Below are 25,356 nucleotides of genomic sequence, written 5' to 3' on the forward strand. Positions count from 1 at the left end.
GGGGCCACAGAAGGCGGGGGGTAAGGGGGGCAAGATGGAGCGCAAGATGGTGGAGATAGAGGAGACCGGGCTTTCCTTTGAAACCGAGCTGGACCTGGGCCGCCTCCAGGCTCTGGCGGCGGACTGGCTTTTGGCCATCGGCGAGGACCCCAAGCGGGAGGGCCTCTTGAAGACCCCGGAGCGGGTGGCCAAGGCCTGGGCCTTCCTCACCCGGGGCTACCGCCAGGACCTAAAGGCCATCGTCAACGGGGCGGTCTTCCAGGCGGAGGGGAGCGAGATGGTGGTGGTGAAGGGGATTGAGTTCTACTCCCTGTGCGAGCACCACCTCCTTCCCTTCTTCGGCCAGGTCCACATCGGCTACATCCCCGACGGTAAGATCCTGGGCCTTTCCAAGTTCGCCCGCATCGTGGACATGTTCGCCCGCCGCCTCCAGGTGCAGGAGCGCCTGGCGGTCCAGATCGCCGAGGCCATCCAGGAGGTTTTGGAGCCCCAGGGGGTGGGGGTGGTGGTGGAGGGGGTCCACCTTTGCATGATGATGCGGGGGGTGGAGAAGCAGCACTCCCGCACCATCACAAGCGCCATGCTGGGGGTCTTCCGGGAGAGCCAGAAGACCCGGGAGGAGTTTTTGAGCCACCTCAAGTAAACCTCCCCGCCTGGGGCGGGGAGGCCTGGCCTTCCGGCTACTCCGGCTTAGGGGGTAAAGGGGCTTCGCACGTAGGCACGGCCATCTGGGGGGTCAGCGGGGCCACCGTTATGGGGATCTCCGCATCCCCCACCCCTTCCACGTGGAGGCGGAGGAGGCCGCTTTCCGCCCCTTGGGGTACTCGGAACAAGAGGGTGGCAGGGTCTTGGGGCTGGGTGATCTCGGGTTCTTGGGCGGGGATACCCGGGGGAAAGAGGGCGTGGTTGGTGCCCGCATCCCACGCCGCCTGGGTGCCAAAGGTGTTGCCCTTAAGGGCCATCCAGTCCCCGGCCCGGACCACGCAGCCCGCCACCACGTCCGGCTGCACCGACTGGATGCGCAGGCTTCCCGTGGTGCGGATGCCCTGGGGAGCGGAGCAGGCGGCGAGGGCCAGCAGAAAAAGCCAAAGGGTGCGTTTCATGTCTTTCTCCATGGGACCTTTAAGCGGCCTACTTGGAACAGTGGCCCGGACCCACGCGGCCGTTGTTGTAGTCGTCCAAGATGGCGGCGTAGCCCTTAGCCTGGCTGGCCGTGCTCTTAGGGATGGTGCTCGGCGTGTAGGTGGCGAAGAAGCTGGCCGCCCAGGCCAAGGCCGCGTCCACGGTGGGGGTGGAGGCGGCTCCGTTTAGAAGGTTCAGCTTGGCGGCGATGAACTGGTGGGCCAGGATGTAGTAGGCGTTTCCTCCGCTAGGGGAGGTCCAAAGCACCTGGTGGTAGCTCTGACCGGAAAGGTAGAAGGCCGTGTCCTCTCCGATCTGGGCCCAGGTGTCGTCGTAAGGAGCAGGGCCGTAGCGAGAGTGGGTCTTCCAGTAGCCCTGGGTCAGGGTACACCCTTGGCAGGGCACGTTCACCGCTACCCTGGCCGAGGCGCTTCCTTGGGTCTTGGTATCGTTGGTGGTGAAGGTGGCGGTGTTCTCCACCTGGTAGGTGCCGCACTGGTCAAAGCGGACCAGCCGCTCAAAGAAGTAGGTTTGGGAGATCACGCCTTGGGGGTCTATGCCGCTGATCGCATTGGTCAACATGGCCGAAGGGTCTTCCACGGTGACCGCTCCATCCACCACCTGGGTAGGGGTGGTGAAGGTGAAGCCCTGCTGAGCGGTGACGGTGCCGCTTTGTTCCCCCGAGGTCCAAGTCACGGCAACGGCGTTGGTCCGGGCCCGCCCGTCGGGCAAGGTTTGGCTGTAGGAACAGGTCAGGCTTGCACCTTCCGCCAGGGTGTAGGGGAAGCTGACCCCACAGTTTAGGGCCACGTTCTCCCCGGTGGAGAGGGTGTCGGTAGGGGCCTGCAACACCACAGGGATGTCGCCGGTGTTTTGGATGCGCACCTCCCCTTCTACCTTGAAGTCCTGGCCTGTTGGGGTACCCACCAGGCTCACCGCGTACTTCACCGTGTAGCTCTGCCCTGCCGCGAGGGTGAGGGTACCGTTTCCTGGGTCTGTTGCCTTTTTCTGGATTGTCCAGCGGTAGACCCGCTTGAAGGTAGGCATCGCTGTTTTGGTGACCACCACCGAGGGTTCGGGGGTTACCACCGCTTGGGGGGTGACCCCTTGGGGAGCCTGGGAGCAGGCGGCCAAGAGGCTTGCCGTCAAAAGAACTCCGTACCAATACCGCATAAAACACCTCCCTACTGGGTTGCGCTCTCGGAGGGAAGGTCTAGGCGCACCGGGCCTAAAGCTTCGCCGTCCGCGAACACCAAAAGCGTGTGCTGGCCGGGGCCCAAAGGGACTTCCCCGGTCCAGGTGTAGCCGTCTTGGCTTTGCAGGGGGAAGGCCTGCCCTTCCGCCTGAAGGGTGACCTGGGTAGCCCGGAAACGCAGGGTGAGGTGGACCTTAGGACTGTTGACGACCTGGGGCTCAAAGAGGGCCCCGGGGACCACCTGGAGCCAAAGGGGTGCTTCGGCCTCCTGGCCTTGGGCGCTGGCCCGTACCCGTAGGGCGTGGAGGCCGGGGGGCAGGTGGAGGCGGATCCGGATGGCGTAGTAGTTGTCCTCCTGGGGCTGGAGGGATACGGGGCCCGAAGGGAGGTCTAGCCAGAGGCGCTCCGGTTGCCCCTGGACCAAAGCCTTCACCTCCACCTCGGCCCCGGCGAGGGCCGTGGGGGGATCGGCGGTGGCCACCAGGCTGAGGCGCTCGGCGGTGTAGGTGACCACTACCTCCCTTTTGGGGGGGAGGACCACCAGAGGGGGGGCCTCGAGGGGCTTCAGCTCCACCCGGACCTGGGCCTCCTTTTCCGCCCGGTAGCCTTCGGGCAGGTAGCGGGGGTCGGGGTAGAGGCGGTAGGTGCCCGGGAAGAGGTCGCCCAGCAGGGCGTTGCCGTTGACGTCCGCCCGGGTGCAGCGCCCTACCGGCCCCTCGGCGCAGACCCCGGCGTAGGCCAGACCGGACCCCTTCTCCCCGTCCAGGACCCGTACCGTCAAGGTGGTGGCCGGGGCAAAGGGGAGGTTTTTCTCCAGCCGGGCGTTTAGGGGAACATCCACCCCCGCCTCGCCCACCAGGGCCAAGGTGGCGGGAAGCCCCAGGAACCGGAGGGTTCCTGCCCCGGAGGCGGCCACCAGGCGGTAGCGTCCCTGGGCGTCTGTGGCCTCGCAGACCTGGCCCAGGCAGACCTTGAGGTCGGCCAAGGGGGACTCCCCGGGGTCCAGGCGGCCGTTTAGGTTGGGGTCCAGAAAGGCCTGGCCCATCACCTCGCCCCCCTTGCGTCCCCCGAAGAGGTCCACCACCTCCCGGGGCGTGGCGAAGCTGAGGGCCTGGGCGTAGTAGAGGGTGAGGCCAAAGGCGTGGCGGGCCTCCCCGGCCTGGAGGATCAGGGTGTAGGAGGCCCCCAGGGAGAGACCCGGCTCCAGGAAGTTGCGCCGGTAGAGGCCAAGCCCCAGGCGTTGGCTGGGCGAAGCCTCCTGGCGGTACTCGTAGAAGAGGCGGCTTTGCAGGCTTCCTGGCCAGAGCTGGTTCCAGGCGGCCCCGTAGAGGGTGAGGGGCTGGTCGTTGCCCTGCTTGACCAGGTAGGAGCCCTCGAGGCTCCCTGCCGGGAGGACCAGGCGGAGGAGGAGGTTGCCTTCCAGGTAGGGCTGGGCCTGGTGGAGGTAGCGCAAAAAGCCGGAAAAGCTGAGATCCTTGGTGCCCAAGGAAAGACTACCCTGGTAGCTTTGGCTTTCCGGGGCCTGGCCGGATAGGGCGCGTTGGAGGCCGTAGCCCAGGCTCAAGCTTCCCGCATAGACCCCGGGTTCTCCGAAAGCGGTGGCTAGGCCTGGGTTTAGGCCCAGACCCCGGTCTTCCCCTTGCTGGCGGTAGCTCAGGGTCAGGCTGAGAAAGGTCCCGGACCAGGGTTGGTAATAGAGGCTGGCCTGGTTCTGCCACAAGGCGGGAAGGGATCCCAACTGCAGGCTGGTGCTCCCCCGGAGGCCCAAGGGGTAGAGGCTGCGGGTTCCCCCCGTGAGGCCGAGAACGTGGAGGCCCGCCAAGGGTACGCCGGCATAGCTTTGCACTAGATCCAGTTCCTGGGTCTGCCAGGTGAGGTTCTGGCTCAAGCCCAAGGAGAGGCCGTAGGCTCCCTGGGTCTGCCCGGCGAGGTCGGTGCCCAGGCCCAGGGTGAGCCCGCTTTCCAGGGGGAGGCGGTAGCGCAGGTTCAGGTTGTCCTGGCGCCCGGCGGGGGTGAGCTGGGTGGAGAGGCTCCCTTGCAGGTCCAGGTTGCTGTCCAGACTGGCGGCGCTGGCCCGGAGGCTTAGGGCCTGGGGGCGGTAGCTTCCTTCCAACCCAAGCCGGGCATCGCCCAGGCGGAAGGTTCCCCCGGCGCTAAGGCCACCCCCTCCCCCTTGGGCCCGGGCTTCCCACCCTTCCCCCTTGAGGCTTAGGGCCAGGGTCTGGGGCGAGGGCCAGGGATCCGAGAGGCTCTCCGTGAGGGGGCTAGGGGTAGCGGTGAGGTTCACGTAATCGGAAAGGGCCCCGGTGAGGCTTGGGGCCAGCAGGTAGCCCACCTGCCCGGTAAGCTGCCCCCGCTCCAGGTTGGCCCCGAGGCTGAGGCCCAGGCCCAGGTTGAGGGTTAGGCTCGGGTCCTTACCTTGGGTTTTAGCCCCCAGGGTTTCCTGAAAGAGGACGATGACCCCCGCCTCCTTCCGCGCCTCGGCCTTCCCCTCCGGGGTGGCCCGTAGCTTTAGGTAAAAGCGGTAGCCGGCGGAGATCTCCCCTTGGGGATTGACCAAGACCCGGACCACCCCCGTCTCCCCGGGGGCCAGCTCTAGACCCTGGGGGTTTAGGAAAACCTGGAACATGGCGGCCTCGGCTTCCAGGAGCACTTTTGCCCGCTGGTTGGAGCGGTTTTGCACGTAGGCGGGGAACTCAAAGGGGCCTCCCAGCTGGGCCTCGAGGGTGGCGGGCGCGGAGAGGGCGATCTGCACCAAGGGGAGCACGGAAAGCGCCACTTCGGCGCGGGCCGCTTCCTTCTCCCCCAGGTAGGCCACCACCTCCGCCTTGCTCTGGGTGCCAGCGGGGAGGAAAGGCACCCGCAGGGTGAAGCTTACGGTTTCCCGCCCGCCCTCTAGCCCCGCCTTTCGCTCTTGGGAGAGGGCTTGCCAGCCTTCGGGAGGGAAAAGGCGGAGGACAAGCGGGCCCTGGCCCTCCACCTCTAGGCTCAGGGTCAGGTACTCCCCGGGGATGCCGGCGAGGCTTGGGGGGGAAAGGAGGCGCACCTGGGCCCAAGCCAGGCTCAGGAAGAGGCAGAGGGCCAGGAGGCTTCGCATCGCTAGGGTTGCCTCAGGGCGGTGACCAGGGCCTGGACCACGTACCTTCCCGCCCGCTCCGTGCCCAGGAGCTCCAGGGCGAACTCCAGGCGGATTTCCAGCCAATCCCCCGTGGGGCCCGACTGGGTGTAGACGATCTGGGGCGTGCCGTCGGCCCTAAGCCACAGGCCCCCGTTCACCCGGTAGAGCACTTGCCGTGCGGGGATCAGGATGGCCCCGGTTTCGTCCTTGAGGTCGGGGATCTGGAGCAAAAGGCTCCAGACCCCGGGGGCGTTGGCAAAGACCTGTACGGGAAGAAAACCTCCCTCCAGGTTGCTGGCCGGGAAGGTGGCAGGAAAGGCCTTGGGGGGGTAGTCCTTCAGGTCAAAGGCGATCTCCGTGGTGGGGGTGCGGAGGGCCACGGTTTCCGGGATCAGGGTCTGGAGGACCCAGGTGGCTTGGGCCAGGGCCGGGGCCAGGGTAAGCGCCAGGGCAGCCAGTAGGTTTCTCACGGGGAACCTCCTTTTTCCCCCTCTTGAGGGGGTGGTTCGGGTGGGGCCGCCAGGGGGGTGCGTAGGGTGAAGGGGAGGTCCGCCGCCACGTCCTTGCTGGCGTCGCCATAGTTCAAAATGGCCAAGGCGGTGTAGGCCCCGGCGGGGAGGGGGCCCACCAGGGCGATGGGCAGAAGGCGCACCTGGCCCGGTAACACCACCACCTCTTCTATGGCCACCTCCGCCACCTTGCGGCCTTGGCCGTCCCGCACCTCAAAGCGCCCGGAAAGCTTCTGCGCGGCGTTGCCCGTGTTCTGGTACTGCACGGCGAAGCGGTAGGGGTCCTTGGGGTCTTTGGGGGCGCTGGGGACGATGCCGGCGATGCGCCCCCCGGGTTGCAAGGGGGGCACGTTCACGTAAAAGACATGGGCCATGCGGACCCGGAAGGTGGCCAGGGGTACCCCGGGAGGCGGGTTGGGGTCCTCGGATTCCAGGAAGAGGACACCCCAGTGGGTGCCGGGGGTGGCGTTTGGGGGGACGGTGAGGGAGTAGGTAAGGGGGCGGTTTTGCTTGGGTTCCAGCACAAACTCCGCAGGGGAAAAGGTGGCCCAGGGGCTTGCGCTTTCCTTCAGGCTCCCTGGGGGAAGAAACTGGATCTTCCCCATGGGGTCGTAGGTCCAGTCCCCCAGGCTGGCCCTAACCCGAACGGGGCGGGTACCCACGTTGTAGACCTGTAGCGTTTGGGTGAGGACCGTCCCGGGGTTGGCCTCCTTGAGGAGGACCGGGGGTTCCACCCCTAGGGTGCTTTGGGCCAGGGCGCCGAGGGCCGGAAAGAGAAGGAGGGGAAAAAGCCGTTTCATGGTTCACCCCAAAAGGGAAGGGCCCGGCCCTAGGGCCGGGCCCAAAGACCGCTTACCAGGCGGTGGTGGCGAGGGTGTAGGTGAGGTTAGCGGTGCTCTTGCCCCAGAGGTCGCTGTTGACCTTGACGGCCACCACCACCAGGTCGTCCAGCCAGCTCTTGTAGCCGCAGCGCTCGGGGTTGTTGCCGGAGCGGGTTCCCGTGGGGCCCGCCTGCAGGTTCCGGGGTACCAGTTCCAGGCTGGCTCCGTTGGGCAGCTCGAAAAGACCCGTGGCCGCGCCAAAGGTGTCGCAAGGGTTGTCCTGGATGTAGAGGTGCTGGATCCCTTGGGCGCTCTCGGGGTCGTTGCGGTTCACGGTGAGGTGCCACTGCTTGCCGTTGGAGAACTTCTGCAGGATGAAGCTGCGGTAGCAGACGAAGTAGTTCTTGCTACCCGGGACCAGCTCGCCATCATTGTCCAGCTTGATGGGCGGGTAGGCGGTCACCGCACTGCCCCCGTTGATGGTGACGTTGGGCCAGGTGGCCACGCTGTAGCTGGTGCCCAGGGGCAGGGTCTGCACCTGGTTGTAGAAGTTGTTCCCCAGCTGGGTCTTCACATCCTGGTCTCTATCGCCGTAGACGCACACCATCTGCCCGCCGAAGTCCGGGGTGGAGTTGGGCCAGCTGGCCCCGTCCAGGCCCGTGAGGTCAAAGGTCAGGGTGGTCACGTCCAGGTGGAGGGCCGTGGCCTTGGGCAGGATGAGCTCAATGGTCTGGTTGACCGCCGCCGAATCCGCGCCCTTGGCGTAGGCGTCGGGGCCGTTGCCCCGGGTGGGGGCCACGGTGGGCGCCTGGGCTAGTGCCAAGGACGCCGCGGCCAAGGTTACTGCTGCCGTAATTCCTTTACGCATATGGGCCTCCTTTAATCCGCCCCAAGAGGTGGTGGGCTTGCCTAGCAAATCGCCTTGTACCCCGGAGGGGGCGGGAGGAGGGAGAGAAGAACCCTAAGGCCGTAGGCGATGAGCTCCAAAAGCGCCCGCGCCACGAAGCCAGATCACCGGCCGCACCTCCACTTGAGGAAGGTGGGAGGAAGGTGGCTAGATAACTCTTTCCCCGTCAGGAGAACGCCTTGCGGGCGTAGTCGTGGCGCCAGGGGCGGCCCCGCTTGCCTTTGGGGGTGGGAGGGGCCACCTCCCGGGCCAGGCGCAGGCCGTGTTCCAGGACCTCCTTGGGGCTTGCCTCCCTGCGAGCAAAGCCTCGCTTGCCCATCAGGAGGGAGATATACACCCATCCTCCTGACCTTTGCAAGGCAAGCCCAGAGGTGGTGGCCTCTTAGGACCCTCTCACCCTAGCCAGGGGGGCGTTGCGGCGGCGTTACAACCCAGGGCCTTGGCTCTTCCAAAAAAAAGGAACCTGCGCTAAGCTTAAGCCATCGTGGGTAACGGGTGGAAACGTCCCCTTAACGATCCCCGTTACGTCCTCCCCCTTTTTGGAAAGGCCCGGTTGCTTGGCGAGGGGAAGGAGGTGCCCCTTTCTCGGAAGGGGTTGGCCCTGCTTTACTACCTGGCCCTCGAGGGGCCCACCTCCCGCATGCGGCTGGCGGATCTCCTTTATGGCCACGCCGCCTCTTTGCAGAACCTCCGGGTGGAACTCCACCGCCTGGCCCAGGCCTTGGGCCGCCCCCCCTTTCCCAAAGGCCAGGACCCCTTGGTCCTGCCCCCCTGGATCCTCCTCCTGAAGGAGGGGCAGGGGGAGGCGCTTGGGGGCCTGGAGGCCGTGGGGGGCCTGGAGGAGTGGGTCCAGGGGGTGAGGATGGCCCTGGAGGCCCCCAAGCCCTGCGGGCGGGAGGCCCTTTTGGAGGCCTTGGAGGGCATGGCCCCCCCGGGGCTTCTCGTCCTCCGGGGGAGGCTGGGCTCGGGGGCGCAGGGGGTGGCCCAGGAGCTGGCCCGGAGGCGGGACCTTCCCTACCGCCCGAGACCTCATTCCACGGGGCTTGTTTACCTGGAGCCCCCCTATCCCGAGGAGGATCTGGAAACCCTTTTGCGGGGCCGGGCCCTTTTGGTCCTCTGGCTCCTGCCGGGGGAGGAGCCCCGCTTTTTCCTGGAACTCAGGGCCCGGTACGGGGCGGAGCGGACCTGGGTGGTGGACCTTCCCCCCCTCACCTGGGCCGAGGCCCGGAAGGCCTGGTTGCAAGGCCTCCCTTTTTCCCAGGCCGCCGGGGCCTACTTCCTCTCCGGCGGCCAGCCCGAGTGGCTTCCCGAGTTCCTAAGCGCCCCCAAGACCCCAAGGCGTCCCTTGGCCCAGCTGGAGCTTTTCGCCCGGCTCCTCCCTAAGCCCGCCCGGGAGGCCCTGGAGCGGTTGGCCCAGGTGCCGGGCTTCTTTTCCCGGGAGGTGGCGGAGGCTTTGGAGGCCGCACCCCATCTGGCCGCTTTGGAGCGCAAGGGGTGGTTGGTCTACGACCCGGGCCGCGGGTACCGTTTCGCCCAGGAGGCGGAAAGGCGCCTTCTGGCCACCGCCTTGCCCCCTGGGGAAAGGGAGCGGGTCTGGGAGAGGCTTCAAGGCTTGCTTCCTCGAGGCGCCCTTCCCAGGCCCTCCCTGGTGCTCCTCCGGGGGAGGCGGGGACGGGAACGGGCTTCCCTCCCCCCGGAAGGGAAGGGGGTGGACCCCTTGGGGGAGGGGTGGGCGGTGGCCCTCCTGAACCCGGGAGAGAACCCTTGGCTTGCGGTGCCTTCCTTGGGCGAGGAGGCCCTTTGGGAGGTCCGGGGAGAGGCCTGGGCCCCGGAGGACGGGGCGCTTTACCTGGGCCTTAGGTCCGGGGGGCGGGAGGGTTGGCTGGCCTTGGGAGAAGGGGCCTTCGCCCTAAGGCTCCGGGTGCCTGCGGGGCCTTTCCGGCTCGGCTTCAGGGGCCTCGGGGTGGTGGAGTTCACCCTTGGCGCCTACCGGCTGGAGGAGGGAGAGGAGGCCCTTTGGGCCTTACCGCCTGAGGAGGAGGCCCAAAAGGTTTAAGAGAAGGGAGAGGAGCAAGGAGAGGAGGAGGGCCGAGGTGATGGGGATGTACACCCTAAGCCCCTCCCGCTCTATGCGGATATCCCCCGGCAGGTGGCCGAACCAGGCGAAGAGCTTGGGGAAAAAGAGGAGGAGAAGCCCCAGGACCGCCAGGAAAAGCCCCAGGTAGAGGAGAAGTTTACCCACCTCCATCCCGCACCTCCAAAAAGGCGGTGAGGGCCGCCCCCAAAAGCCCGGCCTCGCCCCCCAGGAGGGCCTTGCGCAAAGGGGGGCGTTCCCAGCCCTCGAGGTAGTGGCGAAAGGCCTCTTCCAGCGCCTGCCAGTAGGCCTCGGGGGCGTTTAGGGCCAGGCCTCCCCCCACCACCACCGCCCCCGGGTCAAAGGCCTTGACCAGGCTGGCGAGGCCCACGCCCACGTACCGCGCCCCCTGGAGGAGGATGCGCCGGGCCTTGGGGTCCCCCTCCTGGAAAAGGCGGAAGAGCTCCTGGGTGGAGACGGGGCGCTGGAAGGCGTAGGCCGCCTCCCTCTCCAGGGCCCGCCCCGCCGCCAGGGCCTCGAGGCACCCCTCCAGCCCGCACCCGCAGGCGGGCCCCCCGGGGAGCAGGGTCATGTGGCCCAGCTCCCCTCCTTGCCCCCGCTCCCCCCTTAGCACCCTTCCCCAGAGGACCACGCCCCCTCCGATCCCGGTGGAGACCGTGAGGTAGAGGGAACTCCTCTCCCCCTTGGCCGCCCCCAGGTGGTGCTCCGCTAGGGCAGCGGCGTTGGCGTCGTTTTCCAGGTAGACGGGCTTTCCCGTGGCCTCCTCTAGAAGCCTTTGGATGGGGAAGTCCTCGAGGCCCGGGATGTTGGGGGTGAAGCGGATGACCCCTTGGCGGAAGTCCAAAGGCCCCGGGGTCCCGAGGCCGATGGCCTGGGCCTCCACCCCGGCCTCTGCCTCGGCCCGCTTGGCGGCCTCCGCCAGGGCCTCCACCACCGCCCTCCCCCCCTCCTTGGGGGTGGGGAGGACCACCTTGGAAAGGAGCCTTTCCCCGTCAAAAACCCCGGCGGCGATCTTGGTGCCGCCCAGGTCCAGGCCCACCACCCTCATGGCACCTCCTCCTCCAAAACTGCCTCCGCCTCGCCCCAAAAGGCCTCGGGCACGAAGAGGCTCACGTCCCCCATGTAGGTGCCCAAGGCGGCCTCGGGAAGCTCCCCGAAGGGGCTTTCCAGAAGGACGGGGATGCCCCGGGCCATAAGGCGCGCCTTGAGCCCCTCGGCCACGGGCCTGGGGGCGGTGAGGAGCCTGCGGTAGAGAGTTCCGGCCACTAAGCGGCGTTCCATAGGGCCTCCACCAGCTGGGCATAGGCCTTTCCCGCGGCCTCCACCTCGGCCAGGGGGATGTGCTCCTTGGGGGTGTGGGCCAAGGCGGGGTCCCCCGGCCCGTAGCCCAGGACCGGGGCCTTGGTCCCCAGGTAGGGGGCGTCGGTGGTGAAGGGCCATAGGCCCGCCCTTTCCTGGCCCAAGGCCTTTAGGGCCACCCGCAAGAGGGGGTGGTCCTCGGGGAGGCGGTAGGGGGGCCAGAGGGCGGGGATCCTAAGGCGCACCTCCCCCGAGGCCCGCTCCTCCTCGGGGATGTAGACCGAGGCGGGGCCCAGGGTCTTGAGCCGTTCCAAAAGGGCCTCGAGGTCCGCCTCGGGCTCGTAGCGCACGTCCAGGTAAAGCCGCACCACCCCCGGGGTCTGGTTGGTGGCGGCGGGGTAACTGGCCACCCGGGTGGGGGTGAGCTTGAGGCCCGGGCCCACGGGAAGGTCCCTTAGGGCGAGGAGGTACTCCCCCAGGTCAAAGAGGGGGTTTTCCGGCCCGGCGAGGGCGGCGTGGGCCTCCTCCCCCTCCAGGTCCACCCAGACCTCGGCCCGGCCCCGGTGCCCCCGCATGAGCCTCCCCCCAGAGGGCTCCCCCAGGACGAAGGCCAGGGGGGAAAGCCTTTCGGCGGCGAAGCGGCTTCCCAGGCCCCCCACCTCCTCCTGCACCGCCGCCAAAAAGCGCACCCGGCCCTTGAGGGGCTTTTGGGAAAGCGCTTCCAGGGCCAGGAGCATGGCCACCAGGGGGCCTTTCATGTCCACCGCCCCCCGGCCCCAGAGGGCCCCTTGGGCCAGGTGGCCCTGGGGGTAAGGCCAGTGGCTTAGGTCCCCCACGGGGACCACGTCCAGGTGGCCCGCCAGGACCACCTCGGGCTCCCGCTCCCCGAGGAGGGCCTCCACGTTGCCCGCCTCGTCCAGCCAGGCGGGAAGCCCGAGGCCCTTTAAGGCCTCGAGGAGGAGGGCGGCCGCCTCCCCTTCCTGCCCGGGGAGGCTTTCCGCCTGGAGGAGGCGGGAAAGGAGCCTTACCCAGTCCACGCCCCTATCCTACACCCCGAAGGAGCCCGGCCTGGTAGAGGGCGATCCCCAGGGCCACGGAGGCGTTCAGGGACTCGGCCTCGGGCCGGATGGGGATCCGGAAAAGCTCGTCGCAGCTTTCCCGGACGAGCCTCCGCATCCCTTCTCCTTCCGAGCCCACCACCAGGACCAGGGGCCGCTTGAAGTCCAGCTCCCAAGGGGCCTTCTCCCCGCGGACGTCCAGGCCGTAGACCCAAAGCCCCCGCTCCTTCAGCTCCTTTAGGGCCCGGGGCAGGTTCTTCACCTTGACCAAGGGAAGCTTCAGGGCGGCCCCGGCGCTGGCCTTTAAGGCCAGGGGGGAAAGGGGGGCGGCCCGCCGTTCCTCCGAGACCACCCCGTGGGCCCCCAGGGCCAGGGCGCTCCGGATCATGGCCCCGTAGTTCCGGGGGTCGGTGATCCCGTCCAGGGCCACGAGGAGGGGCGCCTCCTTGCGGGCTTCCGCCAGGGCCAGGGCGTCTTCTAAGGTGGCGTAAGGGGGTTCTTCCACCTCCGCCGCCACCCCCTGGTGGTGGGTGGTGCGGAGGAGGGTGTCCAGGGCGATCCGGGGGACCAGTTCCAAGGGGGCCCCAAGCCGCTCCAGCTCCCGGATGAGCCAGGCCTCCACCCCCTTGGCCACCAGGACCCTTTGGGCCCGGCCTTCCCGGACGGCCTCGAGGACCGGGTTCCTCCCGTAGATCCACATGGCCCGAGTCTACGCCTTATGATGAGGGGGAAGGAGGCCTTGTATGTACCAGCGGATCCTCATGCCCACGGACGGGAGCCCCTGTAGCTTCCAGGCCCTGGAACACGGCCTGGACCTGGCCAAGGCCCTAGGGGCCAAGGTCCACTTCCTCTACGTCCTGGAAAACCCCGCCCAGGCCATCTGGATCGCCCCGGAGAGCGTTCCCTACGGCCTGGAGCTTTTGGAAGACCTCAGGAAGGCGGGGGAGGAGGCCATCGGGAAGGCCTTGGAGCTGGCCCGGAAGAAGGGCGTGGAGGCCACGGGGGAGGTGAAGGAGGGGACCCCCATTCCCACCATCGTGGAGGCCGCCCGGGGTTTTGACCTGGTGGTCATGGGCACCCACGGGCGGACGGGCCTGGATAAGCTCCTCTTGGGCTCGGTGACGGAAGGGGTCTTGCACCGGGTCTCCGTCCCCGTCCTGGTGGTGCGCTGCCGCTAGATGCGCTTTCTTAGCGTCTTCGTCTCCTCGCGTCTCTCCCCGGGGGATCCCCTTTACGCCCGGCTTGTCCGCTACGGAGAGGTGCTGGCCGAGGAGGGGTTTGGCTTGGCCTCGGGGGGGTACCAGGGGGGGATGGAGGCCCTGGCCAAGGGGGTGAAGGCCAAGGGGGGGCTGGTGGTGGGGGTGACCGCCCCCGCCCTCTTCCCCGAGCGGAAGGGCCCGAACCCTTACGTGGACCTGGAGCTTCCCTCCCATAGCCTCCCCGAGCGGATCGGCCGCCTTTTGGACCTGGGGGCGGGGTACCTGGCCCTGCCCGGGGGGGTGGGGACCCTGGCCGAGCTCCTTTTGGCCTGGAACCTCCTTTACCTGAGGCGGGGCCTGGGAAGGCCCCTGGCCGTGGACCCCTACTGGCTTGATCTACTCAAGGCCCACGGGGAGATCGCCCCCGAGGACCTGGCCCTCCTCCAGGTGGTGGCCGACGAGGAGGACCTGCGCCGCTTCCTAAGGAGCCTATGAGGGAGACCCTTTTGGTCTACGTGCCGGACCTGGGCCAGGGGGCGAGCTTCTACCAGGCCCTGGGCCTTTTCCTGGAGGAGCTCATCCCCGGGAAGGAGGCCCTCTTGGCCCCTATGGAAGGCCCCCTCCTTCTCCTCAAGCCCGGTGGGGGGGGTGTGGAAAAGGGGCCTTCCCGGCCCCGCCCCGAGGGCCAGGGTTTCGCCCGGCTTTCCTGGGAGGAAGGGCGGCTCGTCCTTTGGGTGGAAAGCCTGGACCACGAGAAGCTCCGCCTGGCCAAGTACGGCCTGGCCTTCCGGGAGGCCGAGGACTTCCTCCTCCTCTTTGACCCGGGGGAGAACCCGGTTTTGGTGCGGGAGGGGTAGGTGGGGGCGAGGGTCTGGCTTTTAGACCTGGACGACACCCTCCTTATGGACCACGGGGTGAGCCGGGAGGTCCTGGAGGCCTTGGGAAGGGAAGTGGGGGTGGAGGGGCTTTTCCTGGCGGTGCGGGAGCGGGCCGAGGCCCTCTTCCGGGAGGCCCCCTTCTACCCGTGGGCGGAAAGGATCGGCCACTCGGCCCTGGAGGCCCTCTGGGCCCGGTACTCCACCCCGGGCCTCGAGGCCCTGGCGGACTGGGCCTGGCCCTTCCGGGAGCGGGTCTTCCGGGAGGCCCTGGCCCTTCTGGGGGGCCCTATAGAGCGGGCGCGGGCCCTGGCCGAGGCCTTCTTTTCCGAGCGGCGCCGCTTTCCCCTCTTCCCCGAGGTACCGGACTTTTTGGAGGCCTTGCGGGAAAAGGGGGCCCACCTGGTCCTCCTCACCAACGGGGTGCCGGACCTGCAGCGGGAGAAGCTTGCGGGGGCGGGGCTTTCAGAGGCCTTTGACCTCACCCTGGTCTCCGGGGAGGTGGGCCTGGGCAAGCCCGACCCCAGGCTCTTCCGCATGGCCCTCTGCCCCTTTGGCGCGGGGCCGGAGGCGGCGGTCATGGTGGGGGACAACCCCCAAAGGGACATCCGGGGGGCCTTGGAGGCGGGACTTAGGGCGGTCTTCGTGGACCGGGGCTTCCGCGAGCCCGACCCCCGCTACCCCGCCCACCTGGAGGTGAGGGACCTGAGGGAGGCCCTGGCCCTTTTGTGATCCGTTTCTTGAACCTCCCCGGCCCGGCCGGTAGGCTTTCCCCATGTACGAGGCCCTCCTTTTCCTCCACAGCTGGGTGCGTTGGCTGGTGCTCCTCTTCGGCCTTTGGGCCCTCCTTAGGCCCGAGGCCCGGCCCGGGGCTTTCTTCGCCCACACCCTCACCCTGCAGGTGGGGCTTGGGGTCCTTCTCGCCTTCGTGAGCCCCTTTTTCCAGGGCCTCCTTTCCGCCATGGGGGAGGCCATGCGGGCGGGGGGCGAGGCCCGCTTCTTCGTGGCGGAGCACTGGGTGGGGGGGCTTGTGGCCCTGGGGCTGGCCCACGCCGGGCTCGCCCAGGCCCGCAGGCAAAAGCCCAGGGCGCGGCTTCTTTTCGCCCTGGCCCTTCTTGCCCTCCTCCTTTCCATTCCCTGGTTCCGCCCCCTCTTGCGGCTTTAGGCGTCGCCCTCGCCGAGGTCCCGCCCCAGGACCCTCTTTGGGGCGCTTGGGTGGGCTTTCCCAAGGCTTCTACTCCGGAAGGCCGTGGCCTAGACTGGACCCGTGGCCCCTTTCCCTCCCCGGTCCGAGGAGGACTTCGCCCCCTATTTCCCCGAGGAGGTCCTGCGCCGGGGCCTGGCCTACGCAAGGGAGGGGCGGGTAAGGCGGGTCTTCCGGGTGGGGGAGAGGCTTCTTGGGGAGGTGCAGGGCTCGGAACCCAGGCCCTACCGGGTGGAGGTGGGGCCCGGGCTTAGCGGGCGGTGCGACTGCCCCTACCCCGCCTTCCCCTGCAAGCACGCCGCCGCCCTCCTCTACGCCTATTTGGAAAGGCGCCCCGAGGACCTTAGGCCGCGCCTCGAGGCCCTTTCCCCCGAGGAGGCCAAGGAGTTTCTCCTGCGGCTTGCTACCCTCCCCGAGGTGGCCTTCCTCCTCAAGGAACTCCTTGCCCCCAAGGAGGCCTTTTTGGAGGGGGTGAGGCGCCTAGCGCAGGCCTTCCGCCTGGGCGGGGGGGAGGAGGAGCTAAAAGGCCTTCTCCTCAGGCTTCCCCAGGCGGGGAAGGAGGAGGTGGAGGCCCTCTTGAAGGCCCTCCTCGAGGCCCCCTTTGACCCCGGGCCTTACCTGGGCCCGGTCTTGGAGCGCTATAGGGCCCTTGGGGGAGACCTTTCCTTCCTCCTCAAGCTTTACCTCCGCCACCCCTTTGAGGCCCTGGGGGAGGCCTTCTTGGCCCTGGGGGAAAAGGAGCCGGAAAAGGCCCTCGCCCTCCTTGGGGGAAAGGACCCCCTGAAGCGGGGCCTAAAGGCCGAGCTCCTCTTCCGGCTCGGGCGGGTGGAGGAGGCCCTAGGGGTCTTGCGGGAGGGGCTTGAAGGGGTGGAGGACTACCTGGCCTTCGTGGAGCGCCTTTTGGCCTTGGGGTGCACGGAAGAGGCCCTCCGCTACGCCGAGGAGGCCGTGGCCTGGTTCGGCAAGGACCCGAGGCTCCTTCCCCTCCTGGACCTCCTCGTGGCCCACCGGGGTAGGGTGGAGGACCACCGGGCCCGCTTTCGCCTATGGCCGAACCTCGAGGACTATCTGGCCCTCAAGGCCAAGCTGGGCCGGGGCTTCGCCGAGGAGAGGCCGGGGCTTCTCCGCCAGGTGCAAGACCCCGTGCTCCTCGCCCGCATCCACCTCCTGGAGGAAGACTGGAAGGCCTTGGACCGCCTCCTCAAACGGGCCCCCCCTTGGGCCTACCCCGCCCTCGCCGAGGTCCTGGAGGAAAAGCTTCCCCAGGAGGCCTTGCGCCTTTACCTCCGGGCGGCGGAGGGGCTCGTGGAGGCGGGGGGGAGGGCCCGCTACCGGGAGGCGGCGGAGCTTTTGCAAAGGGCGGCCCGCCTGGACCCCAAGGCGGCCCGGGAGGCGGCCTGGGGCTTGGTCCGGGCCTACCCTAGGCGGTACACCCTAAAGGAGGAGCTTTCCCCCTTGCTTGGGTAAGAATGGGGGGGTGGAGCGCTTCTCCTGGGTGGAGGTCTTCCGGGGGCTTGCCATCCTCGAGGTGGTCCTGCACCACGTCTCGGGCCGCTTCCTGCGGGAGTTGCCCCAGGGAAGCCCCGAGTGGCTCTTCCTTGCGGCGGTGAACCGGACCCTCCACTTCGCCGTCCCCGCCTTTCTCTTCCTCACCGCCTTCGTGATCGGGGCGAGCTTCTACCGGGAGTTTCGCTTGGGGCGCTACCTGGAAAACCGCGCCCTAAGGCTCCTTTGGCCCTACCTCCTCTGGAGCGGGATCTACCTCCTTTTCCGCTACTGGGACACGGGGGCCTTCCAGCCGGAGCGCCTTCCTCACCAGCTCCTTTGGGGGAAGGCCTACTTCCACCTTTACTTTTTGGCCGTAGCCCTGCAGCTCGCCCTCCTCCTTCCCCTTTTCCGCCCCCTTCTCTTCAGGCGGCCCCACGGGGCCTGGTTCCTCCTCTTGGGCGTGGGGGGGACCCTGGCCCTTTACTTCCTGAACCGGGCCTACCGCTTCCTGCCCTACCCGGGAAGCTTTGTCCTTTGGTACCTTCCCGCCATCGCCCTCGGGCTTTACCTGGCAAGCCGCCTGGAACGCCTTCCCCAGATCCTCCGCCTTTGGCCCCTTTCCCTCCTCCTCGTGGGGGTGGGGCTTGGGGGGTATCTGCCCTTGGCCCTGGCCGTCCTCCAGGGCCTTCGGGTAGACACCTTCCACTACCAGGCCTTCCACTGGATCTACACCTCGGGGATGGCCTTTCTCCTCTTCCTCCTCGCCCGCCGGCTGGACCAAAGCCGCCTCCGGCCTTTCCTGGCCTTTCTGGGACGCTATTCCTTGCAGATCTACCTGGTCCACCCCATGGTGGTGCGGCTTTTGGAGAAGTACCCTGATTTCCCCGAGCCCTTGGGCCTCAAACCTGCCTTTTTGGCCTACTACCTCTTGGCCCTGGCCCTGCCCCTTTTCCTGGCCCACTTCCTTTCCCGGGTAGGCGCTTCCCGGTGGGTCTTCGGGCGATGAGGCGGCTTTGGCTCCTCCTTTTTCTCGGGGTGCTGGGGCTTGGGGAAGCCCCTTCCTTCCGCCTCGAGGGCTCGGGCATCCGGTACCTCCGGGATGGGGTGCCCCTTTACGCCGAGCTTTGCCGTCCCCAGGGCGCGGCCCGGGCGGCGGTGCTCCTGGTGCCGGGGGGGTTTGGCCCGCCCACGGGGAGCATGAGGGAGCGGTGCCGCCGGTATGCGGCCAAGGGCCTCCTGGCCGCGGTGCCCCACCTGCGGGGCCGGGGGAAGAGCGGGGGAAGGGTCACGGGCTGCCTGGAAGAGGCGGAGGACGTGGCCCAGCTGGCCCGCCTTCTGCCCCGCCTGGGGGTGGTTCGGCACGCCTACGCCGGCTATTCCTTGGGGGCCTGCGTGGCCCTGAAGGCGGCGGCCCGGGAAGGGGCGTCCCGGGGTGTGGCCTTCGTCATCGGCCCCGTGGATTTCGCCGAGCAGGTAGCCCTTCTCCGGCGAAGCCGCCCCGAGGCCCTGGAGCGCTGGCGGGAGGTCTTCGGCGGTCTGCCCGAGGAGTGCCCCGCCTGCTACGCCCGTCAAAGCCCCCTGCCGGAGGCCGCCCGCCTGCGGGCCCCCCTGTGGGTCTTCCAGGCGGGCAACGACCCCCTGATCCCCCCGGACCAGGCCTGCCGCCTCAGGGACGTGCGGGAAGGGGCGGGGCGCCGGGTCTACCAGGTGGCCTTGACCCGGGAGGGGACCCCCTGGACAGGGCCCCTCACCAAGGGGCGGGCCTGCCTTCGGCCCACTGGGTTTGGCCCTTGGGGGGAGGACCACCTGATCCTTTTCCCCGACCTGCACCACGCGGTGGTGCCCGCCATGGAGGCTTGGGTGGAGCGGTTGATCTTGTTTTGGCTTCGGCCTTGACAGAAAGGGGGCTTTGCCGCATAGTAAGGCTTGCGGCCATACCTTGGAGGGTTGGCCGAGCGGTTGAAGGCGGCGGTCTTGAAAACCGCTGTGGGCTTTGGGCCCACCGGGGGTTCGAATCCCTCACCCTCCGCCAAGGGCTTGGAGAGGTGGCCGAGTGGTCTAAGGCGGCACCCTGCTAAGGTGTTGCACCGGGATAACCGGTGCCGCGGGTTCGAATCCCGCCCTCTCCGCCAAGGGCCCGGCCTAAGGGCCGGGCGTATCCTTTTCCCGTGATCGCCCTTCCCTTGCCCCCCTCGAGGCCCTGCCGCTTCCTAAGGCGCAAGAACCGCTTTTTGGTGGAAGCGGACGTGGGGCCCTTGCACCTCGCCAACTCCGGGCGCCTAACGGAGCTCCTCCGGCCCGGGGCCTTTTGCTGGTACCACCCCAAGCCCACCCCCAAGACCCTGGGGCGCCTCCTCCTGGTGGAAAGCCGGGGGGTCTGGGTGGGGGTGGACGCGGGCCTGGCGGGCCCCCTTTTGGAGCTCCTCCTGCGGGAGGGGGTCTTGGGACCCTGCCAGGAGCTTAGGCGGGAGGTGCGGATCGGGGGGGAGAGGCTAGACTTCTGGGCCCGGCTTGGGGGAAGGGAAGCCTTCCTGGAGGCCAAAAACGCCAACCGATTGGAGGGCACCTTAGCCCTTTTCCCCGACGCCCCCACCCCAAGGGGGGCGCGCCACCTCCGGCTTCTCGCCGCCCTGGCCCGGGAGGGCTACGGGGCCTACGCCGTCTGGTTGGTGCAGCACCCCCTGGCCGAGGCCTTCGCCCTGGACCCTAAGGATCGCGCCCTCTACCAGGCGGCCCGGGAGGCGGAAGGGGCGGGGGTTAGGCTTCTTGCCTTCCGGGTGCGGCCATCCTTGGAGGCCTTGGCGGTGGAAGCCCCCTTGCCCTGGGTCTGGCTACCCCCCGAGGAGGATCTGGAAGGCCACCATCAGGGCGGCGGCTAGGGTGAGCACCGTGGCCACCCTGTCCGCCTCGGCCTCTTTTAGAGCGTCGGGCAGGATCTCGGCCACCGCCATCCAGATCATGGCCCCGGCGGCGAAACCGAGCCCCACGGGGAGGACGGGCTTAAAGAGCTCCACCAACAAGAAGGCGGGCACGGCCATGAGGGGCTGGGGCAGGCTGGAGAAGACGCTCCAAAAAGCGGCCCCCGCCACGCTCACCCCCCGGGGGATGAGGACGAGGCTAATGGCGAGCCCCTCGGGGATGTTGTGCACGGCGATGGCCAGGGTGATGAAGACTCCCAAAGCCTCACCCCCCCCGAAGGCCACCCCCACCCCCACGCCCTCGGCGAAGGAGTGGAGGGTCATGATGCCCACGATCATGAGGGCCTTGCGGGCGTCCAGGCCTTTGAGGTCGCCGAAGCTTACCTCCCGGCCCTCCAAATACCGGTGGGAAAGGAGGATGAAGGCGAGGCCTAGCCCCACCCCGAGGAGGGTGCGCCCGAGGCTATAGCCCACCCCCTCGTAGATGAGGCCGAAGCTTGCGGCCACCATGAGCCCGGCAGCGGCGGCGTTGGCCAGGCCCAGGTACCTCCGGGGAATTCCCCGGGTGAAGAGGAAGGGAAGGGCCCCTAGCCCGGTGGCCACCGCGGTGAGCAGGGCGTAGAGGAAAACGCTAAAGGGGGAGACGGGTAAGGCCTCCATACCCCTTCCATCTTATTGCAAGTGATTACTGGTTGCAATAAGCCAGTCGCGCACCGCCTGGGCCACCGCCTCCCGGTCCCGGTCCAGGAGGAGGTCGTGGCCGCTTTGGGGGAAGACCCGGTAGGCCTTCTTCGGGCTTCCGAGAAGCTCGTAGTAGCGGCGCACCCCCTTCACCACCCGGTCCTTCCCTGCCTCCACCACCAGGGCCGGGGCCTTTACCCGGGGGAGGACCTCCGGGGTTTGGTGGATGAGGGCGAGGAGTTCCCGGACGGCCCGGGTGGGGAAGTAGGGGTAGTTGGGGTTTTGCCGCCGGAGGGCCGGGTCCTCAATGGACGGGGGGCCGGGGAAGCGGGGGATGAGCCAGTAAAGGTAGGGCGCTAAGGGGGCCAGGGGGTTTTTCAGGGCGAAGGCGGGGGCCAGAGCCACCAGGGCCTTGGTGGGGTGGCGGGCCGCCAGGTGGGCGGCCAGTAGCCCCCCCATGGAAAGCCCCACCACCCCCCGGGGCTCGGGAAGATCCAGGTAGGCCTTTTCCGCTACCCGGAGCCAGTCTTCAAAGCGCACCTCGAGGAGGTCCTCGGGCCTCGTGCCGTGGCCGGGCAGGGCGGGCTGGACCACGGAAAAGCCCGCTTCCCTTAGGACCCCGGGCAGGGGGCCCAGGGTGAGGACGGGGTGGGAGGTGAAGCCGTGCAGGAGCAGGAGGTGCATACCCCAAAATACCCTGCCTGGACGGCCTGGGGGAGGCGTGATAAAAAGGAGGGGAATGCTTGCGGGAAACCTCGCCGAGTTTCCTTTCCCCTCCCTTGTGGGCGCTTTGATGAACGCCGGGCGCACCGGGCGGCTTAGGATAACCCCCCTTTTTCTGGAGGCCGAGGTGTACCTGCAGGGGGGGCAGGTGGTCCACGCCGCGGTGCGGACTGGGGGGCGTTCCCTGGAGGGCGAGGAGGCCCTGGACCTTCTGGTGGGCCTCAAGCGGGCCCCCTTCGCCTTTGAGCCCGAGGTCCTTCCCCCCCACGCCACCCTCCTTGGGGGCCTCGCCGTGCCCGCCCGCTTGGCCCAGGCCCAGTCGGCGTGGGAGGGCCTGGCCTTGCCGCCAGACTGGGGGTATGCCCTTAGGCTTCCCCGGGAGGGGAAGGAGGTGGAGCTGGGCGCCGAGTCCTTGGGGGTCCTCACCCAGGTGGAGGGGAAGCGCATCGCCGAGGTCCTGGTGGCCCCCGGGGTCTTGCGCCTGGCCCGGGTCCTGCACACCCTTTTGCAGATGGGGGCTTTGGAGGCGGTTCCCAAGGTGGACCTTCCGCCAACGGAGCTCCTCGTCCTTCCCATCTACGGGGCGGGTTCCGGGGTGGCCTACGTGGACGAGGGCCTCTACGGGGAGTGGGCCCGGGCGATCCGCCACGCCTTCCGCCTTAAGCTTTTGGACAAGGAGGTGGGCATCGAGGTCCGCCCCAGGCCCCAGATCCCGGGGCGGCTTGGCCTTTTGGAGGAGGACCTGAGGCGCCTCCGCCTGCGGCGGGGGGATAGGGTAAGGGTGGTGCCGGAGGTCTAGCATGGATATCCTGGCGCTCAACGAGCACCTTAACCGGGTTGTCTATGGTTTTCCTGCGAAGCTTGTTTACCTTCTGGTGGGGATTTATCTGGTTGTTTTCCAGATCCGCTGGTTCCACGCTCCCCTCCGGATGATGCGGGTGACCTTTAGCGAGACCTTCGGGGCTTTGCGGGAGCGGGCCTATGCCTTTGGGGGCCAGATCACCCCCTACCAGGCCACCATGGTGGCCCTCTCCGCCACCTTGGGCACGGGCCACCTTTTGGGGATGCTTTCGGCGGTGCTTTTGGGGGGGCCGGGGGCGGTCTTCTGGATGTGGATGGGGTACTTCTTCGGCACCGGGACCAAGTTCGCCGAGGCCACCCTGGCGGTCCACTTCCGCCGCCGCTTCGCTGACGGCTCGGTCTCCGGCGGGCCCATGTACTACCTTTCCCGGGGGCTTCCCCGGCTTCGTTTTTTGGGCCACCTCTTCGCCTTCTTCGCCGCCATCGCCGCCTTCGGCATCGGCAACCTCTCCCAGGCGGGGGCGGTGGGCGGGGCCTTGGCCCCCTTGGGGGCGCCGCCCGCCCTGGTGGGCCTCTTCCTGGCCCTTCTGGTGGGGGTGGTCCTGGGCGGGGGGATCGTCTGGGTGGCCCGCTTCGCCCAGGTGGTGGTGCCCTTGAAGCTCCTCCTTTTCCTGGTGGCCGTCGGGCCGCTTTTGATCCTCTACGGCGGGCAGATCCCCCAGGCCTTGGCCCTGGTCTTTCAGGCGGCCTTCACCCCGGAGGCGGCCTTGGGGGGGGCGGCGGGCTATAGCCTCTTCGCCGCCCTCAACGCCGGGCTTGGCCGGGGCATCTTCGCCAACGAGGCGGGGCTGGGCTCGGCGGCCATCGCCCACGCCCAGGCCCAGGTGGACCACCCCGTGCGCCAGGGGTTCTGGGGGGTGGCGGAGATGCTCGTGAGCTTTTTGGTGACCTCCCTCACCGCCCTCGCCTTCCTCGCCTCCGGGCTTTGGCGCCAGGGAGGTGGCGCCGCCGAGGCCGCCCAGGCCCTCTTCCAGTCCCACCCCTTGGGCGGGGTGGTCCTCGCCCTCACTGTGGCGGTCTTCGCCTTGGGCACCATGGTCTCCTGGGGGTTTTACGGGGAGGAGGCGGCGGCCTTCCTCCTGGGGGAGGGGGTGCGCTGGCCCTACCGGCTCGCCTTCGCCACCCTCGCCTTCGTGGGGCCCCTTGGGGGCCTCGAGGCCTTCCTGGCCATCTCCGACACCCTAAACGGCCTCATGGCCCTCCCCAACCTCCTGGGCCTGGTCCTTTTGGGCGGGGTGGTGGGCCGGCTGGTCTACGGCTTCTTCCGGGGCGAGCCCTGGATCCCGCCCCGCTAAGCGCCGGGGCAAACCCTCTTTGGGGTGCTTAGTCCCGCCACTCCCGGATGGGCACGAGCTCGCCCCCCGAGACCTCCTTGCGCACCGGGCGGTAGCGGCGGTCAAACCAGATCTCCAAGACCGCCCGGTCCAGGCTCTTGGGGGCCACGATCTCCTTGCGCACGTAGTAGCCCGACTCCGTGGGGCTGATCTCGGCGCTTTTGGAAAGCCTTAGCTCCACCACCTCCCCGCTTCTTGTGCGCACCCGCACCCGGAAGGCCAGGGGGCCTTCCGGCTTCACGTGGGGGTCCTTGCGGAAGAACATCACGCCTCCTTGAGGTCCGCCACCAGGGCTTTGGTGAGGGCCAGAAGCTCCTTGGGGGTGGCCCGGAAAAGGGCCTTCGGGGTTCCCCCGGCCGCCCAGACCTCGGGGTAAAGGAGGAGGTCCTCGTCCAGGTAGGCGGGCAAGGGGGTGTCGTGCCCCACGGGGGGCACGCCCCCGATGGCGAAGCCGGTGAGGGCCCGCACCTCCTCCGGCGTGGCCCGGCGCAAGGGGCTTCCCACTAGGCGTGAGGCCTTCTCCAGGTCCAGCCGGTTCTTCCCGCTCACCAGGAAGAGGTAGGCCCCCTTTTCCCCCACGAAGACCAGGCTCTTCACGATCTGCCCCACCTCCGCCCCCACCGCCTGGGCGGCTTCTTTTGCGGTTCGGGTGGAGGCGGGAAGCTCCACCACCTTTAGGTGGCCGAAGCCCCGGGCGGCGAGGGCTTCTTGCACCCGCTTGGCCGAGGGAGAGAGGCTCATAGGGCGTAGAGGAGCTCGGCCAAAAGGGCCGCCCGGCGGGGGATCTCCGGCACCACCACGTACTCCGTCTTCTGGTGGGCATCTCCCCCGAGAAGCCCCAGGCCGTCCAGGGTGGGCACCCCCAGGGCGGCGGTGAAGTTCCCGTCCGACCCCCCGCCCACCCGGGCGGGCTCGAGGGCGAGGCCTAGGGCTTCCCCGATGGCCCGGGCCTTGGCGAAGAGGGCGAGGCTTGCCTCCGTGGGCTCCATGGGGGGGCGGTTGAGGCCGCCCGTGAGTTCTAGCCGGGCCCCGGGGAGGACGGGCTTTAGGGCCTTAAGCCCTTCCTCCACCCGCCGCACCTCCTCCAGGGTCCAGGCCCTGAGGTCAATCTCCACCTCCGCCTCCTCGGCCACCACGTTGGTGGCCGTGCCGCCCCGGATGCGGTTTGGCCCCAGGGTGGTCCCCTTCTCCCGGTCCTCCAGGGCCGCCACCTTGAGGACCTGGTGGGCGAGTTCCAGGATGGCGTTCACCCCCTTCTCCGGCTCCACTCCCTGGTGGGCGGCCTTGCCGATGGCCTTCAGGCGGTAAAGCCCTACCCCTTTGCGGGCCACCTTCAGGTGGCCTTCCGCGGTGGGGGGCTCCAGGACGAGCACCGCCCGGGCCTTCTTGGCGGCGGCCTCAATGAGGGGGCGGCTTTCCGGGGAGCCCACCTCCTCGTCGGGGGTGAAGAGGACCTCGAGGGCGGGAAGCCTCCTTCCCGTGGCCTCGGCGTGGCGCAGGGCGTAGAGGAGGGCGATGATCCCCCCCCTCATGTCGTAGACCCCGGGGCCCACCGCCCGTTCCCGCTCCAGGCGGAAGGTTTCCGGGAAGCTCCCCTTGGGGTGGACGGTGTCGTAGTGGCAAAGGATCAGGACCGGGGCCCCTTCCCCCTCCCGCCGGAGGAGGAGGATGGGCCCCAGGGGCGTGTCCTTGCGGGAAAGCCTGCCCTCGAGGGGCCCAAAGGCCTCCTCCAGGAAGCGGGCGGCCTCCTCCAGGCCCTCCCGGTTCCCCGAGGGGGACTCCCGGCGGACGAAGGCCTCGAGGTCCCGGAGAAACTCGGCGAGCTTCCCGTTCATCCAGGCAAGGGTTTCCATAGGGCCATTATGGCCCAAAGCCTAAACCAGGGCTTTACCCAAAACTCCTTCCTCGCCCTCCCTTAGCCTGCTTCAAGAGTTCTTGGGTGACTTCAT

General features: G+C 68.4%; 30 protein-coding genes, 2 tRNA genes and 1 pseudogene. 15 read left to right on the plus strand and 18 right to left on the minus strand.

Annotated elements, in window-relative coordinates; genetic code table 11:
• Positions 1–34: 34 nt before the first annotated feature.
• Positions 35–643 (plus strand): GTP cyclohydrolase I FolE, encoded by a 609-nt coding sequence (gene folE / locus IEX93_RS06915; protein WP_188847490.1) that lies wholly within the window; start codon positions 35–37, stop codon positions 641–643.
• Between the two features lie 37 nt (positions 644–680).
• Here folE and IEX93_RS06920 read toward each other — a convergent pair whose 3' ends face one another.
• The 8 genes and pseudogenes from IEX93_RS06920 to IEX93_RS06955 all read right to left on the minus strand — a co-directional run bounded on the left by IEX93_RS06920 (position 681) and on the right by IEX93_RS06955 (position 8,009).
• Positions 681–1,103 carry a hypothetical protein gene (locus IEX93_RS06920; protein WP_188847491.1) on the minus strand — a complete coding sequence of 141 codons (423 nt, stop codon included), beginning with the start codon at positions 1,101–1,103 and terminating at the stop codon, positions 681–683.
• 28 nt (positions 1,104–1,131) lie between these two features.
• Positions 1,132–2,295 (minus strand): hypothetical protein, encoded by a 1,164-nt coding sequence (locus IEX93_RS06925; RefSeq protein ID WP_188847492.1) that lies wholly within the window; start codon positions 2,293–2,295, stop codon positions 1,132–1,134.
• Positions 2,296–2,306: 11 nt separating this feature from the next.
• On the minus strand, positions 2,307–5,414 hold the full coding sequence (locus IEX93_RS06930; protein ID WP_188847493.1) for a hypothetical protein: 3,108 nt from the start codon (positions 5,412–5,414) through the stop codon (positions 2,307–2,309).
• Between the two features lie 2 nt (positions 5,415–5,416).
• Positions 5,417–5,905 (minus strand): hypothetical protein, encoded by a 489-nt coding sequence (locus tag IEX93_RS06935; RefSeq protein ID WP_188847494.1) that lies wholly within the window; start codon positions 5,903–5,905, stop codon positions 5,417–5,419.
• Positions 5,902–6,744, minus strand: coding sequence for a fimbrial biogenesis chaperone (locus IEX93_RS06940; protein WP_188847495.1), 843 nt, complete (start codon positions 6,742–6,744; stop codon positions 5,902–5,904). Before IEX93_RS06940 ends, IEX93_RS06935 begins: the two co-directional genes overlap by 4 nt.
• 52 nt (positions 6,745–6,796) lie before the next feature.
• Complete coding sequence (locus IEX93_RS06945) at positions 6,797–7,633, minus strand: hypothetical protein (protein WP_188847496.1); 837 nt, start codon at positions 7,631–7,633, stop codon at positions 6,797–6,799.
• A 41-nt stretch (positions 7,634–7,674) separates the two neighbouring features.
• Positions 7,675–7,767 (minus strand): annotated as a pseudogene (locus tag IEX93_RS06950) (IS5/IS1182 family transposase); the annotation flags it as partial.
• A gap of 71 nt (positions 7,768–7,838) precedes the next feature.
• On the minus strand, positions 7,839–8,009 hold the full coding sequence (locus IEX93_RS06955; protein ID WP_188847519.1) for a hypothetical protein: 171 nt from the start codon (positions 8,007–8,009) through the stop codon (positions 7,839–7,841).
• Positions 8,010–8,246: 237 nt separating this feature from the next.
• Here IEX93_RS06955 and IEX93_RS06960 point away from each other — a divergent pair, with 237 nt between their 5' ends.
• The gene (locus tag IEX93_RS06960) at positions 8,247–9,728 is read left to right on the plus strand and encodes a hypothetical protein (RefSeq protein ID WP_229906117.1); all 1,482 of its coding nucleotides are present in this window, start codon (positions 8,247–8,249) and stop codon (positions 9,726–9,728) included.
• On the opposite strand, the gene IEX93_RS06965 is transcribed toward IEX93_RS06960, so the two are convergent.
• From IEX93_RS06965 to rlmB, 5 genes are read right to left on the minus strand one after another with little or no spacing between them, the layout of a single operon-like run.
• Positions 9,696–9,920 carry a DUF2905 domain-containing protein gene (locus IEX93_RS06965; protein ID WP_188847498.1) on the minus strand — a complete coding sequence of 75 codons (225 nt, stop codon included), beginning with the start codon at positions 9,918–9,920 and terminating at the stop codon, positions 9,696–9,698. The genes IEX93_RS06960 and IEX93_RS06965 overlap by 33 nt on opposite strands.
• Positions 9,907–10,815 carry a glucokinase gene (locus IEX93_RS06970; protein ID WP_188847499.1) on the minus strand — a complete coding sequence of 303 codons (909 nt, stop codon included), beginning with the start codon at positions 10,813–10,815 and terminating at the stop codon, positions 9,907–9,909. Before IEX93_RS06970 ends, IEX93_RS06965 begins: the two co-directional genes overlap by 14 nt.
• Positions 10,812–11,048, minus strand: a complete 237-nt coding sequence (locus tag IEX93_RS06975; RefSeq protein WP_188847500.1) for a hypothetical protein — start codon at positions 11,046–11,048, stop codon at positions 10,812–10,814. The genes IEX93_RS06970 and IEX93_RS06975 overlap by 4 nt, the downstream gene beginning before the upstream one ends.
• Positions 11,033–12,103 (minus strand): M20 family metallopeptidase, encoded by a 1,071-nt coding sequence (locus tag IEX93_RS06980; protein WP_188847501.1) that lies wholly within the window; start codon positions 12,101–12,103, stop codon positions 11,033–11,035. Before IEX93_RS06980 ends, IEX93_RS06975 begins: the two co-directional genes overlap by 16 nt.
• 4 nt (positions 12,104–12,107) lie before the next feature.
• Positions 12,108–12,824 (minus strand): 23S rRNA (guanosine(2251)-2'-O)-methyltransferase RlmB, encoded by a 717-nt coding sequence (gene rlmB, locus IEX93_RS06985; protein ID WP_188847502.1) that lies wholly within the window; start codon positions 12,822–12,824, stop codon positions 12,108–12,110.
• A gap of 43 nt (positions 12,825–12,867) precedes the next feature.
• Between rlmB and IEX93_RS06990 the strand changes: the two genes are divergently transcribed.
• The 11 genes from IEX93_RS06990 (at position 12,868) to IEX93_RS07040 (ending at position 19,769) form a co-directional block, all read left to right on the plus strand.
• On the plus strand, positions 12,868–13,302 hold the full coding sequence (locus IEX93_RS06990; protein ID WP_188847503.1) for a universal stress protein: 435 nt from the start codon (positions 12,868–12,870) through the stop codon (positions 13,300–13,302).
• Positions 13,303–13,818, plus strand: a complete 516-nt coding sequence (locus IEX93_RS06995; protein ID WP_188847504.1) for an LOG family protein — start codon at positions 13,303–13,305, stop codon at positions 13,816–13,818.
• Positions 13,815–14,180: a hypothetical protein gene (locus tag IEX93_RS07000; RefSeq protein ID WP_188847505.1), complete on the plus strand. Its 366-nt coding sequence runs from the start codon at positions 13,815–13,817 to the stop codon at positions 14,178–14,180. Before IEX93_RS06995 ends, IEX93_RS07000 begins: the two co-directional genes overlap by 4 nt.
• Positions 14,181–14,930, plus strand: a complete 750-nt coding sequence (locus tag IEX93_RS07005) for an HAD family hydrolase (RefSeq protein WP_268239053.1) — start codon at positions 14,181–14,183, stop codon at positions 14,928–14,930. It begins immediately after the preceding gene.
• A gap of 43 nt (positions 14,931–14,973) precedes the next feature.
• Complete coding sequence (locus tag IEX93_RS07010) at positions 14,974–15,363, plus strand: hypothetical protein (RefSeq protein ID WP_188847506.1); 390 nt, start codon at positions 14,974–14,976, stop codon at positions 15,361–15,363.
• A 102-nt stretch (positions 15,364–15,465) separates the two neighbouring features.
• Positions 15,466–16,869 (plus strand): SWIM zinc finger family protein, encoded by a 1,404-nt coding sequence (locus tag IEX93_RS07015; RefSeq protein ID WP_188847507.1) that lies wholly within the window; start codon positions 15,466–15,468, stop codon positions 16,867–16,869.
• Positions 16,870–16,879: 10 nt separating this feature from the next.
• Entirely contained in the window at positions 16,880–17,896 is a 1,017-nt protein-coding gene (locus IEX93_RS07020; RefSeq protein WP_188847508.1) for an acyltransferase family protein, read from the plus strand.
• The gene (locus IEX93_RS07025) at positions 17,893–18,786 is read left to right on the plus strand and encodes an alpha/beta hydrolase family protein (protein ID WP_188847509.1); all 894 of its coding nucleotides are present in this window, start codon (positions 17,893–17,895) and stop codon (positions 18,784–18,786) included. Before IEX93_RS07020 ends, IEX93_RS07025 begins: the two co-directional genes overlap by 4 nt.
• 45 nt (positions 18,787–18,831) lie before the next feature.
• A tRNA-Ser gene (locus IEX93_RS07030) sits at positions 18,832–18,922 on the plus strand.
• A gap of 7 nt (positions 18,923–18,929) precedes the next feature.
• Positions 18,930–19,022 (plus strand) — tRNA-Ser (locus tag IEX93_RS07035).
• A 39-nt stretch (positions 19,023–19,061) separates the two neighbouring features.
• Complete coding sequence (locus tag IEX93_RS07040; protein ID WP_188847518.1) at positions 19,062–19,769, plus strand: DNA/RNA nuclease SfsA; 708 nt, start codon at positions 19,062–19,064, stop codon at positions 19,767–19,769.
• Here IEX93_RS07040 and IEX93_RS07045 read toward each other — a convergent pair.
• Positions 19,722–20,468: a ZIP family metal transporter gene (locus IEX93_RS07045; RefSeq protein WP_188847510.1), complete on the minus strand. Its 747-nt coding sequence runs from the start codon at positions 20,466–20,468 to the stop codon at positions 19,722–19,724. The two genes, IEX93_RS07040 and IEX93_RS07045, sit on opposite strands and share 48 nt — an antisense overlap.
• Positions 20,469–20,480: 12 nt before the next feature.
• Positions 20,481–21,173, minus strand: a complete 693-nt coding sequence (locus IEX93_RS07050) for an alpha/beta hydrolase (protein WP_188847511.1) — start codon at positions 21,171–21,173, stop codon at positions 20,481–20,483.
• Positions 21,174–21,228: 55 nt separating this feature from the next.
• Here IEX93_RS07050 and IEX93_RS07055 point away from each other — a divergent pair, with 55 nt between their 5' ends.
• Entirely contained in the window at positions 21,229–22,011 is a 783-nt protein-coding gene (locus IEX93_RS07055) for a DUF4388 domain-containing protein (RefSeq protein WP_188847512.1), read from the plus strand.
• Position 22,012: 1 nt separating this feature from the next.
• Entirely contained in the window at positions 22,013–23,368 is a 1,356-nt protein-coding gene (locus IEX93_RS07060) for an alanine/glycine:cation symporter family protein (RefSeq protein ID WP_188847513.1), read from the plus strand.
• Between the two features lie 28 nt (positions 23,369–23,396).
• Here the strand turns inward: IEX93_RS07060 and IEX93_RS07065 are convergent, their stop codons facing one another.
• Genes IEX93_RS07065 through IEX93_RS07075 form a run of 3 tightly spaced genes read right to left on the minus strand, consistent with a single transcriptional unit; the run spans position 23,397 to position 25,260 of the window.
• Positions 23,397–23,675, minus strand: coding sequence for a hypothetical protein (locus tag IEX93_RS07065; protein WP_188847514.1), 279 nt, complete (start codon positions 23,673–23,675; stop codon positions 23,397–23,399).
• The gene (locus tag IEX93_RS07070) at positions 23,672–24,148 is read right to left on the minus strand and encodes a YbaK/EbsC family protein (RefSeq protein WP_188847515.1); all 477 of its coding nucleotides are present in this window, start codon (positions 24,146–24,148) and stop codon (positions 23,672–23,674) included. The genes IEX93_RS07065 and IEX93_RS07070 overlap by 4 nt, the downstream gene beginning before the upstream one ends.
• Entirely contained in the window at positions 24,145–25,260 is a 1,116-nt protein-coding gene (locus IEX93_RS07075; RefSeq protein ID WP_188847516.1) for a M20 family metallopeptidase, read from the minus strand. Before IEX93_RS07075 ends, IEX93_RS07070 begins: the two co-directional genes overlap by 4 nt.
• Between the last annotated feature and the right edge of the window lie 96 nt (positions 25,261–25,356).

Origin of the sequence: Thermus composti (genome assembly GCF_014647535.1) — a bacterium.
Classification (GTDB): domain Bacteria; phylum Deinococcota; class Deinococci; order Deinococcales; family Thermaceae; genus Thermus; species Thermus composti.

What these genes read in the sequence shown, in the direction of transcription:
- IEX93_RS06995 (WP_188847504.1), top strand. Translation starts at nt 13,303, where the DNA reads ATGCGCTTTCTTAGCGTCTTCGTCTCCTCGCGTCTCTCCCCGGGGGAT.
- rlmB (WP_188847502.1), bottom strand. Translation starts at nt 12,824, where the DNA reads ATGTGGATCTACGGGAGGAACCCGGTCCTCGAGGCCGTCCGGGAAGGC.
- IEX93_RS07010 (WP_188847506.1), top strand. Translation starts at nt 14,974, where the DNA reads ATGTACGAGGCCCTCCTTTTCCTCCACAGCTGGGTGCGTTGGCTGGTG.
- IEX93_RS07060 (WP_188847513.1), top strand. Translation starts at nt 22,013, where the DNA reads ATGGATATCCTGGCGCTCAACGAGCACCTTAACCGGGTTGTCTATGGT.
- IEX93_RS06945 (WP_188847496.1), bottom strand. Translation starts at nt 7,633, where the DNA reads ATGCGTAAAGGAATTACGGCAGCAGTAACCTTGGCCGCGGCGTCCTTG.
- IEX93_RS07070 (WP_188847515.1), bottom strand. Translation starts at nt 24,148, where the DNA reads ATGAGCCTCTCTCCCTCGGCCAAGCGGGTGCAAGAAGCCCTCGCCGCC.
- IEX93_RS07055 (WP_188847512.1), top strand. Translation starts at nt 21,229, where the DNA reads ATGCTTGCGGGAAACCTCGCCGAGTTTCCTTTCCCCTCCCTTGTGGGC.
- IEX93_RS06975 (WP_188847500.1), bottom strand. Translation starts at nt 11,048, where the DNA reads ATGGAACGCCGCTTAGTGGCCGGAACTCTCTACCGCAGGCTCCTCACC.
- IEX93_RS07045 (WP_188847510.1), bottom strand. Translation starts at nt 20,468, where the DNA reads ATGGAGGCCTTACCCGTCTCCCCCTTTAGCGTTTTCCTCTACGCCCTG.
- IEX93_RS07025 (WP_188847509.1), top strand. Translation starts at nt 17,893, where the DNA reads ATGAGGCGGCTTTGGCTCCTCCTTTTTCTCGGGGTGCTGGGGCTTGGG.
- IEX93_RS07050 (WP_188847511.1), bottom strand. Translation starts at nt 21,173, where the DNA reads ATGCACCTCCTGCTCCTGCACGGCTTCACCTCCCACCCCGTCCTCACC.
- IEX93_RS06930 (WP_188847493.1), bottom strand. Translation starts at nt 5,414, where the DNA reads ATGCGAAGCCTCCTGGCCCTCTGCCTCTTCCTGAGCCTGGCTTGGGCC.
- IEX93_RS06920 (WP_188847491.1), bottom strand. Translation starts at nt 1,103, where the DNA reads ATGAAACGCACCCTTTGGCTTTTTCTGCTGGCCCTCGCCGCCTGCTCC.
- IEX93_RS06940 (WP_188847495.1), bottom strand. Translation starts at nt 6,744, where the DNA reads ATGAAACGGCTTTTTCCCCTCCTTCTCTTTCCGGCCCTCGGCGCCCTG.
- IEX93_RS06970 (WP_188847499.1), bottom strand. Translation starts at nt 10,815, where the DNA reads ATGAGGGTGGTGGGCCTGGACCTGGGCGGCACCAAGATCGCCGCCGGG.
- folE (WP_188847490.1), top strand. Translation starts at nt 35, where the DNA reads ATGGAGCGCAAGATGGTGGAGATAGAGGAGACCGGGCTTTCCTTTGAA.
- IEX93_RS06925 (WP_188847492.1), bottom strand. Translation starts at nt 2,295, where the DNA reads ATGCGGTATTGGTACGGAGTTCTTTTGACGGCAAGCCTCTTGGCCGCC.
- IEX93_RS07075 (WP_188847516.1), bottom strand. Translation starts at nt 25,260, where the DNA reads ATGGAAACCCTTGCCTGGATGAACGGGAAGCTCGCCGAGTTTCTCCGG.
- IEX93_RS07000 (WP_188847505.1), top strand. Translation starts at nt 13,815, where the DNA reads ATGAGGGAGACCCTTTTGGTCTACGTGCCGGACCTGGGCCAGGGGGCG.
- IEX93_RS06965 (WP_188847498.1), bottom strand. Translation starts at nt 9,920, where the DNA reads ATGGAGGTGGGTAAACTTCTCCTCTACCTGGGGCTTTTCCTGGCGGTC.
- IEX93_RS06990 (WP_188847503.1), top strand. Translation starts at nt 12,868, where the DNA reads ATGTACCAGCGGATCCTCATGCCCACGGACGGGAGCCCCTGTAGCTTC.